The 12,450-nt window shown below is 72.0% G+C and carries 11 protein-coding genes; 7 read left to right on the top strand and 4 right to left on the bottom strand.

Annotated elements, in window-relative coordinates:
- Window positions 1-90 precede the first annotated feature (90 nt).
- Entirely contained in the window at window positions 91-1,029 is a 939-nt protein-coding gene (locus tag ABZ953_RS04265; protein ID WP_361716432.1) for a MerR family transcriptional regulator, read from the top strand.
- A 321-nt stretch (window positions 1,030-1,350) separates the two neighbouring features.
- Here ABZ953_RS04265 and ABZ953_RS04260 read toward each other — a convergent pair whose 3' ends face one another.
- The gene (locus ABZ953_RS04260; RefSeq protein WP_361716429.1) at window positions 1,351-2,277 is read right to left on the bottom strand and encodes a LysR substrate-binding domain-containing protein; all 927 of its coding nucleotides are present in this window, start codon (window positions 2,275-2,277) and stop codon (window positions 1,351-1,353) included.
- Between the two features lie 89 nt (window positions 2,278-2,366).
- On the opposite strand from ABZ953_RS04260, the gene ABZ953_RS04255 reads away from it, so the two are divergent.
- Entirely contained in the window at window positions 2,367-3,203 is an 837-nt protein-coding gene (locus tag ABZ953_RS04255; RefSeq protein ID WP_361716426.1) for an alpha/beta fold hydrolase, read from the top strand.
- Window positions 3,204-3,216: 13 nt separating this feature from the next.
- Here the strand turns inward: ABZ953_RS04255 and ABZ953_RS04250 are convergent, their stop codons facing one another.
- Complete coding sequence (locus tag ABZ953_RS04250; protein ID WP_361716423.1) at window positions 3,217-4,551, bottom strand: helix-turn-helix domain-containing protein; 1,335 nt, start codon at window positions 4,549-4,551, stop codon at window positions 3,217-3,219.
- A gap of 155 nt (window positions 4,552-4,706) precedes the next feature.
- Between ABZ953_RS04250 and ABZ953_RS04245 the strand changes: the two genes are divergently transcribed.
- Complete coding sequence (locus ABZ953_RS04245; RefSeq protein WP_361717062.1) at window positions 4,707-6,530, top strand: DUF6350 family protein; 1,824 nt, start codon at window positions 4,707-4,709, stop codon at window positions 6,528-6,530.
- A 32-nt stretch (window positions 6,531-6,562) separates the two neighbouring features.
- On the opposite strand, the gene ABZ953_RS04240 is transcribed toward ABZ953_RS04245, so the two are convergent.
- Window positions 6,563-7,429, bottom strand: a complete 867-nt coding sequence (locus ABZ953_RS04240) for a hypothetical protein (RefSeq protein WP_361716420.1) — start codon at window positions 7,427-7,429, stop codon at window positions 6,563-6,565.
- A gap of 303 nt (window positions 7,430-7,732) precedes the next feature.
- Here ABZ953_RS04240 and purN point away from each other — a divergent pair, with 303 nt between their 5' ends.
- On the top strand, window positions 7,733-8,383 hold the full coding sequence (gene purN / locus ABZ953_RS04235) for a phosphoribosylglycinamide formyltransferase (RefSeq protein ID WP_361717059.1): 651 nt from the start codon (window positions 7,733-7,735) through the stop codon (window positions 8,381-8,383).
- On the top strand, window positions 8,380-9,966 hold the full coding sequence (purH, locus tag ABZ953_RS04230) for a bifunctional phosphoribosylaminoimidazolecarboxamide formyltransferase/IMP cyclohydrolase (RefSeq protein ID WP_361716417.1): 1,587 nt from the start codon (window positions 8,380-8,382) through the stop codon (window positions 9,964-9,966). The genes purN and purH overlap by 4 nt, the downstream gene beginning before the upstream one ends.
- Window positions 9,967-10,095: 129 nt before the next feature.
- On the opposite strand, the gene ABZ953_RS04225 is transcribed toward purH, so the two are convergent.
- Window positions 10,096-10,731: a hypothetical protein gene (locus ABZ953_RS04225; protein WP_361716414.1), complete on the bottom strand. Its 636-nt coding sequence runs from the start codon at window positions 10,729-10,731 to the stop codon at window positions 10,096-10,098.
- Between the two features lie 255 nt (window positions 10,732-10,986).
- Between ABZ953_RS04225 and ABZ953_RS04220 the strand changes: the two genes are divergently transcribed.
- Together ABZ953_RS04220 and ABZ953_RS04215 are read left to right on the top strand one after the other, a co-directional pair.
- A complete protein-coding gene (locus ABZ953_RS04220; RefSeq protein WP_361716411.1) occupies window positions 10,987-11,841 on the top strand; it encodes a bifunctional methylenetetrahydrofolate dehydrogenase/methenyltetrahydrofolate cyclohydrolase in 855 nt (284 codons plus the stop codon).
- A gap of 57 nt (window positions 11,842-11,898) precedes the next feature.
- Window positions 11,899-12,426, top strand: a complete 528-nt coding sequence (locus ABZ953_RS04215) for a DUF3017 domain-containing protein (RefSeq protein ID WP_361716408.1) — start codon at window positions 11,899-11,901, stop codon at window positions 12,424-12,426.
- The last annotated feature ends 24 nt before the right edge of the window (window positions 12,427-12,450 follow it).

The following is a 12,450-nucleotide window of genomic DNA, read 5'->3' as shown; positions in this document are numbered from 1 at the left end:
GCTTCAGCGACTCGGCGGACGTCTGGGGCGGGGCTCGGCTGGGGGAATGGCCTTGAGTCTCCAGTGACTGGAGACAGCAGAGTGGGGGACATGGACGTTACGACCCTCTACTCGATCGGGGAGCTTTCCCGGCGGACCGGCCTGTCTGTGAGGACCATCCGGTTCTATTCCGATTCGGGGGTGGTAGCGCCGACCACCCGTAGTCCCGCCGGTTATCGGCTCTACGACCTCGACGCACTGCTTCGTCTGGAACTCCTGCGCACACTGCGCGAGTTGGGCATGGACCTGGCCACGATTCAACGGGTACTGGACCGTGAGCTTTCGGTGGCGGAAGTCGCCGCGGCGCACGCCGACGCCTTGGACGTCCAGATCCGGATGCTGCGACTGCGTCGGAGCGTTCTGCGAGTCGTGGCCAGCCGCGGGTCCAGTCCCGAGGAGACCAAGCTCATGCACAGGCTCACGCAGTTGTCCGGCGAGGAACGCCGACGTTTGATCGACGATTTCGTGGATGGCACCTTCGGCACGGTGGATGCCGACCCGGCCGCAGTGGCCATGGTTCGCGCCGCCACTCCCGACCTCCCCGATGATCCGACTGGCGAGCAGGTCACCGCGTGGGTGGAGCTCGCCGAGCTGGTCGGCGACGAGGATTTCCGTGCCCGGATGCGCCGGACGGCCGGACGTCAGGCCGCCGGGCGCCCGCTCGGCATCGAGCGCGATGCCGGCGAGGAACTGATGGAGTTCACCCGCCAGAAGGTGGCCGAGGCCAGGAAGGCGGACATCGACCCGCTCAGCGACAGGGCCGCACCCATCATCGACGACCTCGTGCACCGCTTCGCCGAGGTGTTCGCGCGCACCCCTGACACGGAATTCCGGGACTGGATGGCCCAGCAGTTCGAGGAGGCGCACGATCCCAGGGTGGACCGATACTGGCGGCTGGTGTGGATCGTCAACGGCTGGCAGGTAGTACCGAACCTGATCCCGGTGTACCCCTGGCTCACCCAGGCCCTGCGAAATATCCGTGACGCATAGTCACCGCAGTGGGCACGCCCCGGATCCCTGAATGAGTCCAGCGGATCGCCTGCGGACATGAGACGAGGGCGTCCAACGTCGATGTGTGACTGATGTGTGACTAACGACCTGGATACCCCGGCAACGGCACTCTATGCCCGGACCGACGACGAGTTGAAGGCTTCACCGTGGCTGGCGCCGTCAATCCAGACCCTCAAGGGGCAGCTCAACCTGGAACGACACGGTGGCAAGAGCCCTGCAGGGGTCTCAGCCCGGGTCTTGTCCCGGATCCTCGCACTCGCAGCGGCGATCGGGGGTCTTTTTGCGCAGTTCCTCGCGCCCCTAGAGGTTCAACCTGCGGTCGAGTGCGGCGCGGGCGGCGGGGCAGGTTTGGCGGATGGTGTCCAGGAAGGCGGTCAGGGCCGGAGAGCGGTCCCGGGGCGTGAAGGACAGGATGAGGTCGGGGAGCGGCGTGCGCGGGGTTACTTCGCAGAAGCGGATGTCCGGGCGCGGGGCCGCCAGCATGCGGGAGGGCCCGAGGCCCACGCCGACTCCGCAGGCGGCCAGGCCGATGATCGTGTGCACGTCCCTGGCGACGGTCGCACCGTCCAGCGCGGCGGCGTCCTCGCCCAGCAAGGCGTGCAACGCGGCGCTGATCGCGGGCTCGTCCTCCCCGGCGGCCACGATCAACGGCTGATGCCGTAGCTGGTCGAGGCTCACCGACGCCTGGCCCGCGTAGGGGTGCGCGCTGCTGACGGCGGCGATCAGATGGTCGTGCCCGATCGGGACGGACGCCAGGTGCTCGGCTCCGGCGCCCGTCGGCGGTCCGAGGGTGACGGCCACGTCCAGTTCTCCGGCGATGAGGGTGGCGGCGCTGCGGCTCGATGCCATCTCGTGCAGTTCAAGGCGTACGTCGGGTCGCTCCCGGCCGAACCGGCCCAGAACGTCGGGCAGCGGGGCCAGCAGTGCGGAGGCGACGAACCCCAGGCGCAGTCGGCCCGTCTCGCCGCGCGCCGCGCGGCCGGCGTCCACCGTGGCCGCCGTCATCTCCTGAAGCGCCCGCCGCGCCCGGGCGAGGAAGGCCTCGCCCGCGGCGGTGGGGAACACGCCCTGGCGCGTGCGGTCGAACAACCGGGCCCCGGTCTCGCGCTCCAGGTCGGCGATCTGCTTGGACAGCGGGGGCTGCGCGATGCCAAGGGCCTGGGCCGCCCGGCCGAAGTGTCGGTGTTCAGCGAGGGCGAGCGCGTACCGCAGGTGCCGTGCCTCCATGGACAGCTCTCCATACACACGAGGTATTGCAGGCCAGCTTGTCATATCTATCGCTGGATGATGTCGCTGATCCCCACTGAGGTGGAGCCATGACACCATCGAACACCGTTTTCGTCCTTGTCCACGGCGCTTGGCACGGCTCGTGGCAGTGGGCCGCGACGCAACGCGCCCTCACTGGTCTCGGCTCCGCGAGCGTGGCCGTCGACCTGCCGGGGCACGGCTTCGACGCTCCCCTGCCCACCGGGTACCTGTTGCCCGGCCGCCCCGGTCTGCTGACCGAGAAGTCGCGGCTCGCCGACGTGACGATGGACGACTGTGCCGCCGCCGTCCTGGACACGCTGCGCCGGGTCCGCCGTTACGGCCGTGTCGTGCTCGTCGCCCACAGCGCGGGCGGCGGCCCAGCGTCGCTGGCCGCGGAGCGCGCGCCCGAGCTGGTCGACCGCATCGTCTACCTCTCCGCCTTCGTCCCCGGCGGCCGCCCCCGCTTCTTCGATTACATCGGCGCCCCCGAGAACGCCGCCGCGCGGGGACAGGGCCTCAATCTCGGTGACCCCGAGGAGCTGGGCGCCGTACGGATCGACCCGCTCTCGCCGGACCCCGCCTACGTCGAGGAACTGCGGCAGACCCACTACCACGACACGCCCGCCCACCGCTTCGACCGCTGGCGCACGGCCCTCAGTCCCGATCTGCCGCTCGCCGTCCCGGCTACCCCGGTCATCCTGACCGCGGCTCGGTGGGGCCGTATCCCGCGTACCTTCCTGCGCTGCGCGGAGGACCGGGCGCTGCCGACGGCCACGCAGGACCTGATGATCGCGGAGGCCGACCGGGCCATGCCGGACGAGCCCTTCACCGTCCACACCCTGCCGGGCAGCCACAGCCCGTTCGCCGCCCGGCCGCAGGAGCTCGCCGAGGCCCTGGCCCGGTGAAGGGACGCTGGGCTCAGTCCGGAAGCGGGGTCAGTCTGCCGGGGCCCGTGATCAGTTCTGCGCGGAGTTTGTCGCGGAGGGTCTGGTCCTCCTGGGAGAACGGGCCCGGGCCCATCCGCGGGGGGACTCCGCTGATGGCTCTGCCCGGGGCCTGCGGGGGCTCGTACTGCGTGGGGGCGTGCCGCAGGGTCAGGGCCGTCGCGCCGACGATCAGGGCCGTGAAGGCGATCGCCGCGCGCGTCCAGAACCGGGCGCGGCACTCGCTGCCCGTGCGGATGCGCTCGGCCTTGGGGAGCCGCAGCCGCTCCGCCCTGCCGGTCTCGCCGAGACGCCGGTGCAGCTTCTCGGGGTCGGCCAGGTCGGGCAGCCGCTCGGAGATGGTCTCGCGCGCGTTCAGCAGGCGGTTCGCGGTGGCGGGCGTGCTCGCCTCCGTCTCGGCCGCGGTCTCGGGCAGGTCGAGGCCGACGCCGTCGTAGAGCATCAGGGCGCGGCGCTGCGCGGGCGGCAGGCTCAGGAGTACGTCGAGGAAGGCGCGGTCGGCCTCCGTCGAGGGCGGCGCGTCCGGGTGGCGCCGGCCGGGGCGGAAGCGCTGCCAGGGAGCCATCGCGTACTCGTACGCCGCCGCGCGCACCCAGCCCGCCGGATCCCGGTCGACGGCCACCTCGGGCCAACGCTGCCACGCCAGTTGGAAGGCGCGCTCCACCGACTCCTGGGCGAGGTCCCGCCGACCGGTGAGCAGATACGCCTGGCGTACGAGGCCGGGGGCGCATTGGGCGCAGAGCGCGTCGAACGCCGCGGCGGGGGAGGGGGCGTGGGGCGTGTCGTGGGGCGAGTCGTGGGGCCCGGAGGGCTCGGGCACGGGCGCGGTCGTCCCCGGGTCCGGCCGCGGGAGGGCGTGGCCGGTCACCGCGGGGGCTGCGGCCGCCACCGGCGTCGGGGTCCTGGGCTTCGCCGCGCGCGTGGCGGCCGGTTGCGGCCTCGGCCGCGACTTCCCGCCGTCGGCGGGCCGCGCCCATCCCGGTACGCGGCCCCGCTCGGGAGCGGCAGCGATGGAGGGGGAGGCGGAGGCGGTGGCGGCGGCGGTGGCGGCGGCGGTGGCCGTGGTTGTGACCTTCTCCGGTGACCCCTCCGTCACCTTCTTTTGTTCCTCGGCCGCCGCGTTCAGGAACTTCCCGTACGCCTCACGCTTGCGGCCCCGTGGGGTCGTGCGGCCCGTCTCCCAGGAGCGCACGGTTTCGCGTGTGACGCCGATCCTCGCCGCGAGGTCGGCCTGGCTCAGCGACTTCGCCTCGCGCAGCCTGCGGCGTTCCTTGGGGGACGGCAGAGGCGTGGCAGGGCTCTGGGGCATGTCGGAATCTCCGCACCGTGGGCCGACGTACGGCGGGAGACCGGGCACGGCCGACCCGCTGTACGAAAAAAGTACATAAACGTATATTGGGCGACACATCCGGTATTCGCCTGTTACGAGAAGAAAGCGCGTGTCGTTGGGACCATGGCCGCGTGATGCAGACGACCGACCCGCACGCCTCGTTGCCCCCCGTGGAGCCGCAGCGCGAACCGGCCCACGATCGTCCGCCCGGCCTGGCCACCTGCATGCTGGGCGGAGCCGTCGCCGCAGGCCTGGGGCTCGGCTCGTTCGCCGTACTCGTGATGATGCTGTGGATCACTTCGCCGTACCCGGACAGCGGCCCCTCGGGCGCCCTGCACGTCGCGGCCGGACTCTGGCTCCTTGCCCACGGCACGGAGCTGATCAGAACGGACACGCTCACCGGAGCGGCCGCCCCGATCGGTGTGGCACCGCTGCTCCTCGTCGTCCTGCCCGGCTGGCTGCTGCACCGCGCGGCGCGGGACGCGGCGGACCTCAAGGGGTCCGGGCACGCGGTGCGGACCGCGTGGAGCGGGGTGGTGGGCGGGTATCTGCTGGTCGCCGCGGCCGCCGCGTTGTACGCGAGCGGCGGTGCGCTGCGGCCCGACTGGATCAGCGTGGCCGTGCGCGTACCGCTGCTCGCGGCGGGCGCCGCCGCGTTCGGGGTGTGGACCGCGCACGGCCGACCGCACGGGCCGCTGCCCGCGTCCCTGGGGCCACCCCTGGGGCTGTCCCTGGGGCCGTCCCTGGGACGCGCGCAGACCGCGCTTTCCGACGGCGCGCGCGGTGCGCACGGTACGTCCGGCGCGTTCGTGGGCGGCTTCGTCGTACGTCGCCGGGCAGTGGCCGTCGCACGCGCGGGCGGTGCGGGCGCGGCGGTGCTCGTCGGCGGCGGGGCGCTGCTCGTCGCGGTGTCACTCGTGCTGCACGCAGGCCCCGTGCAGTCGTCCTTCGGCCAGCTCACGGACGTGTGGTCGGGGCGGCTCGCGGTGCTGCTCCTCGCCCTCGCGCTGGTGCCGAACGCCGCGGTGTGGGGCGCTTCCTATGGTCTCGGCCCCGGTTTCGCGCTCGGTACGGGAACGGTCGCGGGTCCGCTCGCCGCCGGGGCCGCGCCGTCCCTGCTGCCGTCCTTCCCCCTCCTTGCGGCGCTGCCGTCGGCGGGTCCTGGCACACCGCTGACCTGGTCGGCCGCGGCGGTGCCCGTCGCTGCGGGGCTCGCGGTGGCGTGGTGCACGGCCCAGGCGGCGGCGCCCGCCTTCGGGGAGCGGGCCGAGGCGTGGTCGCCGAGGCGGACGGCCGCGGGGGCCGCCATGGCCGCGGTGGTGTGCGGGGCGCTGACGGCCGGGCTCGCGGCGGTGGCGGGCGGGCCGATGGGGGTGGCGGTGCTCGCCGAGTTCGGGCCGGTGTGGTGGCAGGCGGGGGCGGCGGCGGTGGGCTGGGCGGCGGCGGTCGGGGTGCCCGTGGCGCTGGGTCTGCGGGCATGGCGGGTACGGGTACGGGTACGGGTGCGTGTGCCGTCCGGCAGGGAGCGGTGGGCGTGGCTGCCGCGCTTCGCGTTGCCCTCGTTGCCTTCGTTGCCCTCGCTGCGGGTGCCGCGGCCTCGGCTGCCGCGTCCCCGGATGCCGGGGGCGGGGTCCGGGCGCGGGTGGCTTCCGTGGTCCGGGCGGGCGGCTGCGGGTGTCGTCGCGGTGGATTCCGTACCTGAGCGTTCCGTACCTGGGGATGCCGAGCCTGCGGACGTTCCGCCCGCGGACGCCCCGCCCGTACCGGATGGACCGGCTGAACCGAACGGCCCGGAGGACGCAGAGGCCCCGCCACAGACCCAACAGCAAGAACAGCAAGAACAGCAAGAACAGCAAGAACAGCAAGAACAGCAAGCCCCTTGGCACGAGGATTCCGCCAGGGAGGCCCGCTGGAAAGCGCTGAAGGAAGCAGGGGAACAGCGCCCGGACCAGTCCTAGCCCTGCTTTGCTCCCCCTCCCTGGTTCTGCCCCTAGTCCTGCTCCCCCAGAAGCGGCCGCAGCGGCTTCGGCAGCAGGTCTTCGCAGGACTGCTGCGACACGTTGGTGAGCGCGTCGTCCACGCACGTGTAGTAGTCGCGGTACACGAGCTGAGCCGTGAACGTCGCCGCCACCATGAGCAGCGCGAGCCCGCCCGTCACCAGACCGCTGATCGCGGCCGTCGTCTGCGGGCGGGTGCTCGACGGGTCGGTCCGGGGCCGCTCACCCGGGGCTGCCGGGGTTGCCGGGGCTGCCGGAGCGGTCGGGGCCGCCGCACCCATGGCGGTCGCGGCCGGTGCCGGAGCCGTCGGGTCCGGCGTGCGCGCCTTCGCGCGCAGCGACTGGATGGCCCACATCAGCGCGAGCGCGCCGAGCAGCAGCGCGAGGTAACGCCAGCCGAACAGCGCGAAGAAGAAGCCCCACATGCCGGAGAGCAGGGCGTAGCGCGCGCGGCGCTGGGAGGGGTCCGTCGGGTCCCAGCGCATGCCGGTGCCGCCCGACCCCGAACCGGGCCCCTTAGGGGCCTCCCGGTCACGGTCGGGGGTGTTCTGCTGGCCGGGCCGGTCGCCGAAGCCGCCCTGGGAGCGGCCGGGCTGGCGGTCGCTCCACTGGCTGCCCCAGGGGGAGTCGTGGCCCGGACGGCCGTCCGGAGATCCGTCCGGGGAACTGCCCGACGAGCCGTCCGCGGAGTCGCCCGAGGGGCGGCGCGGCTGCCACGGCCGGTCCGGTGTCCCCTCCGGCGGCGGCGCGAAGGGGTTGTCGTCGTCCTTGCCCGTTCCCTGGGAGTCCGTGTCCCGGGGCTCCGGCCCCTGGGAGTCGGAGTCCTGCGGTGGAGACGAAGGGCGGCTACGGTCCGGCATCAGGTGTGCGTCTTCCCCTTGGTAGGGCCGTGGTGGAGCCGGTGTGCGGCTCGGCAACGCGGCGTTCGTCGCTATTCAGGCGCCTTTCCCACAGACGCTACCCTCCGCCCGCGCCCCCGTCCCGTGAGGGGCGGTTCCGTGTGCCGGTATCGTTGCTGGCGGTCGGCCGCTTCGTAGAGTTCCCCGTATCTCGGGGCTCGAAGCCTTCGTACGACCATACAAAGACGCACGTTCGAAAACGCACCCTCCGAAAGTTCCGAGACGCACCCTCCGAGAAAGGGCCCCGCTGTGGCCAAGAGCGCTGTGGTCGCGCGCCCCAAGCGACTCGTCGTCCTGGTCTCCGGGTCGGGCACGAATCTGCAGGCCCTGATCGACACCATCGACACCATCGACGCCGGGGGCGCCGGGGGCGCCGGGGGCGCCGAGGCCTACGGGGCCGAGATCGTCGCGGTGGGCGCCGACCGCGACGGCATCGCGGGCCTGGAGCGCGCCGAGCGCGCCGGGCTCCCCACTTTCGTCTGCCGGGTGAAGGACCATGCGACCCGTGACGAGTGGGACGCGGCCCTGGCCGAGGCGACCTCCGCGTACGAGCCCGACCTGGTCGTCTCGGCCGGTTTCATGAAGATCGTGGGGAAGGAGTTCCTCGCGCGCTTCGGCGGGCGGTTCGTGAACACGCACCCCGCGTTGCTGCCCAGTTTTCCGGGGGCCCACGGCGCGCGCGACGCGCTCGCGTACGGCGTGAAGGTCACCGGCTGCACCGTCCACTTCGTCGACGACGGCGTCGACACCGGCCCGATCATCGCCCAGGGCGTGGTCGAGGTCCGGGACGAGGACGACGAGAGCGCTCTGCACGAGCGCATCAAGGAAGTCGAGCGCACGCTGCTCGTCGATGTCGTGGGGCGTCTGGCCCGGCACGGCTACCGCATTGAGGGACGAAAGGTTCTTATCCCGTGACCGCCGAAGCGAAGAACGCCGCGAACGCGGACGGTACGCAGCGCGCCATCAAGCGCGCGCTCGTCAGCGTCTACGACAAGACCGGTCTGGAGGACCTCGCGCGCGGGCTGCACGAGGCGGGCGTCGAGCTGGTCTCGACCGGCTCCACCGCCTCGAAGATCGCCGCCGCCGGGGTGCCCGTCACCAAGGTCGAGGAGCTCACCGGCTTCCCCGAGTGCCTGGACGGCCGCGTCAAGACGCTGCACCCGAAGGTCCACGCGGGCATCCTCGCCGACCTGCGCCTTGAAGACCACCGGCGCCAGCTCGCGGACCTCGGCGTCGAGCCCTTCCAGCTCGTCGTCGTGAACCTGTACCCCTTCAAGGAGACCGTCGCCTCGGGTGCCACGCCCGACGAGTGCGTCGAGCAGATCGACATCGGCGGGCCCTCCATGGTCCGCGCCGCCGCCAAGAACCACCCCTCGGTCGCGGTCGTCACCGACCCGAAGCGGTACGCCGACGTCCTCGCGGCGGTCAACGCGGGCGGCTTCGACCTGACGGCGCGCAAGCGGCTCGCGGGAGAAGCGTTCCAGCACACGGCGGCGTACGACGTGGCGGTGGCGAGCTGGTTCGCGGACTCCTATGCCGCCGACGACGAGTCCGGCCACCCCGGCTTCCTCGGCGCCACGTACGAGCGCAAGAACGTGCTCCGCTACGGCGAGAACCCCCACCAGGGCGCCGCTCTCTACGTCGACGGCACGGGCGGCCTCGCCGAGGCCGAGCAGCTGCACGGCAAGGAGATGTCGTACAACAACTTCACGGACACGGACGCCGCGCGCCGTGCCGCGTACGACCACGACGACCCCTGCGTCGCGATCATCAAGCACGCCAACCCGTGCGGCATCGCGATCGGCGCGAACGTCGCCGAGGCGCACCGCAAGGCGCACGCCTGCGACCCGCTCTCCGCGTTCGGCGGCGTCATCGCGGTCAACCGCCCGGTGAGCAAGGAGATGGCGGAGCAGGTCGCCGACATCTTCACCGAGGTCATCGTCGCGCCGGAGTACGAGGACGGCGCCCTCGAAGTCCTCACCAAGAAGAAGAACATCCGCGTCCTGCGGGCCCACCAGGCACCGTCCAACGCGGTCGAGGTCAAGCAGATCGACGGCGGCGCGCTGCTCCAGGTCACCGACCGGTTGCAGGCCGAGGGCGACAACCCCGCCAACTGGACGCTCGCCACGGGCGACGCCCTGAACGCGGGCGAACTCGCCGAGCTGGCGTTCGCCTGGAAGGCGTCACGCGCGGTCAAGTCCAACGCGATCCTGCTCGCCAAGGACGGCGCCTCGGTCGGCGTCGGCATGGGCCAGGTCAACCGCGTCGACTCCGCGAAGCTCGCGGTCGAGCGGGCGGGCGAGGAGCGGGCGCGCGGTTCCTACGCCGCGTCCGACGCGTTCTTCCCGTTCTCCGACGGCCTGGAGATCCTGACCGCCGCGGGCGTCAAGGCCGTGGTGCAGCCGGGCGGTTCGGTCCGTGACGAGCTGGTCGTCGAGGCCGCGAAGAAGGCGGGCGTGACGATGTACTTCACGGGGACGCGGCACTTCTTCCACTGATCTGCCACTGAGCGGGACCTGATGAGCGGGACCTGATGAGCGGGACCTGATGAGCGGGACCTGACGTACGGATGAGAGTGGCCGCGTCCCGGGGAGGGGCGCGGCCGCTGTCGTACGAACCCGACTCGCTCAGTAGCGCGGGCGGTTGAACCACGCGGTGCCGCTGGGGACGACGGGCGCGAGCGTGATGATGACCGCGAAGACGACCCAGATGAGCGGGCCGATGATCGCGGTGGCCAGGCCCGTGTCCAGACCGATGAAGAGGTAGACCAGGCCGACGACGCCGCCGAGCGCCCCGTACACCACGGTGGTGATCCGCACGCCTTGGCCGCCACGGCTGAACTTCACGCCGAGCGTGATCGACAGGGCGGCGAGGGCCGCGACGACGAGCGCGAGGATCACGAATATCCCGGCCGCCGCGTCGCCGAAGTCCCCCGCGTCGTTGAACCCGAAGTCGTCCGCGCTGTCGGAGACGTCGTTGGCGACCGCGGCACCGTAGAGGAAGCCGATCGTGCCCAGGATCTGCACCGCCGAGATCAGGAACAGGAAGACGCGCGCGGTGACCAGGAGACCCGGCATCGACTGCTGCATCATGTTGCCGCCCGGGTACCCGGGGTACCCGGGATAAGCGGCCTGCTGCGGGTAGCCGTACGGCTGCTGGGGCGGCATGCCGGGCGGGCCCTGCTGGGGGTAGCCGTAGCCGGGGGCGGCCGGGGGCTGCTGGGGCGGCTGCCCGTATGGGTTGTTCGGGTCGCCGTAACTCATGGCGGTCTTCCTCCGTCGGGTGGTGCGGGGACGACGCGGCACACCACGGAGGAATGATCTACAGATGCGGTCCGTCCCCCCGACACTGCCCGCGGCACTGTGCCGCATATCGTTCTTTAGCCATGGCTTATTTGTCCAGCCGCATTCCGTATGCGTTGTGCAAGTGCAACCTCGCTGATCAGCGGTGGGGCGGCTGTTGCGCCGGGGGAGCGCCCTGATTGGTACCGGGCGGGTCTCATCCGGGAAGATGGAGTCATGACCGCCCAGATTCTCGATGGCAAGGCCACCGCAGCCGCGATCAAGTCCGAACTGACCGCCCGCGTGGCGGCCCTGAAGGAGAAGGGCGTCACGCCCGGACTCGGTACCGTCCTGGTCGGCGACGACCCGGGCAGCCAGAAGTACGTCGCGGGCAAGCACCGCGACTGCGCGCAGGTGGGGATCGCCTCCATTCAGCGTGAACTGCCCGCCACCGCTTCGCAGGAGGAGATCGAGGCAGTCGTCCGCGAGCTCAACGACGACCCCGCCTGCACCGGCTACATCGTCCAGCTCCCGCTCCCCAAGGGCATCGACGAGAACCGCGTCCTCGAACTCATGGACCCGGACAAGGACGCCGACGGCCTGCACCCGATGAACCTCGGCCGCCTCGTCCTGAACGAGCCGGCGCCGCTGCCCTGCACCCCGTACGGCATCATCCGGCTGCTCCGGGAGCACGACGTGGAGATCAAGGGCGCCGAGGTCGTCGTCGTCGGCCGCGGTGTCACCATCGGGCGGCCCATGCCGCTCCTTCTCACTCGCAAGTCCGAGAACGCCACGGTCACCCAGTGCCACACCGGCACCCGTGACCTCGCCGCCCACCTGAAGCGGGCGGACATCATCGTGGCCGCCGCGGGCGTGCCGCACCTGATCAAGCCCGAGGACGTGAAGCCGGGAGTCGCCGTCCTGGACGTCGGCGTCTCGCGGGACGAGAACGGCAAGATCGTCGGAGACGTCCACCCGGGCGTCGCCGAGGTGGCGGGCTGGATCTCCCCGAACCCGGGCGGCGTCGGCCCGATGACCCGCGCCCAGCTCCTGGTGAACGTCGTCGAGGCCGCGGAACGCGCCACGCGCTGAACGGGAAAGCCGACGGGAAAGCCGAACGGGAAAGCCGAACGGGAAAGAGGCGAGGCCATGAGCGCAGTACCTGACACGGACGGCACCCAGGACGCTCCCGGGGCCGACGAGGCCCCCGGCGCCGGGGACACTCCCGGGTCCGAGGACGTTCCCCTGGCCAAGGGCGCGGTCAGCGCGCCGGGGCCGGACGGGCGGCCGCGGAAGGTGTCACGCCGCTTCCCGCTGTTCACACGGGACACTGCGCGGCCCGAGGGCGGCGGCCGTGCCGCGGCCGGGGACGCCCCCGCACCGGCCCGGCAGTGGCCGCTCCTGAGCGTCACCTCGACGGTCGGGCTCGGGCTGCTGCTCACCGCGTTCGACGTGTTCCGCGTCGGCACGATCGTGATCGGCGTCGCGCTCATCGGCGGCGCCGTGCTGCGCTGGGCGCTGCCCGACGTGGGCATGCTGGCGGTCCGCTCGCGCTTCACGGACATGGTCACGTACGGGGTGCTCGGCGTCGCCATCGTGCTTCTCGCGCTGATGGCGCAACCCAAACCGGTCCTTGAGATCCCGTTCCTGGACGACACGCTGCACTACACGATCTGAGCACGATCTGAACTCCGCACGCGG

Origin of the sequence: Streptomyces sp. NPDC046465, assembly GCF_040646035.1 — a bacterium.
GTDB lineage: Bacteria > Actinomycetota > Actinomycetes > Streptomycetales > Streptomycetaceae > Streptomyces.
Note: the sequence above shows the minus strand (reverse complement) of the source record. Positions and strands in the feature narration are given on the sequence as shown.

Excerpts from the sequence above, each read along its gene's own strand:
- ABZ953_RS04265 (WP_361716432.1), top strand. The coding sequence starts at position 91 with ATGGACGTTACGACCCTCTACTCGATCGGGGAGCTTTCCCGGCGGACC.
- ABZ953_RS04260 (WP_361716429.1), bottom strand. The coding sequence starts at position 2,277 with ATGGAGGCACGGCACCTGCGGTACGCGCTCGCCCTCGCTGAACACCGA.
- ABZ953_RS04255 (WP_361716426.1), top strand. The coding sequence starts at position 2,367 with ATGACACCATCGAACACCGTTTTCGTCCTTGTCCACGGCGCTTGGCAC.
- ABZ953_RS04250 (WP_361716423.1), bottom strand. The coding sequence starts at position 4,551 with ATGCCCCAGAGCCCTGCCACGCCTCTGCCGTCCCCCAAGGAACGCCGC.
- ABZ953_RS04245 (WP_361717062.1), top strand. The coding sequence starts at position 4,707 with ATGCAGACGACCGACCCGCACGCCTCGTTGCCCCCCGTGGAGCCGCAG.
- ABZ953_RS04240 (WP_361716420.1), bottom strand. The coding sequence starts at position 7,429 with ATGCCGGACCGTAGCCGCCCTTCGTCTCCACCGCAGGACTCCGACTCC.
- ABZ953_RS04225 (WP_361716414.1), bottom strand. The coding sequence starts at position 10,731 with ATGAGTTACGGCGACCCGAACAACCCATACGGGCAGCCGCCCCAGCAG.
- ABZ953_RS04220 (WP_361716411.1), top strand. The coding sequence starts at position 10,987 with ATGACCGCCCAGATTCTCGATGGCAAGGCCACCGCAGCCGCGATCAAG.
- ABZ953_RS04215 (WP_361716408.1), top strand. The coding sequence starts at position 11,899 with ATGAGCGCAGTACCTGACACGGACGGCACCCAGGACGCTCCCGGGGCC.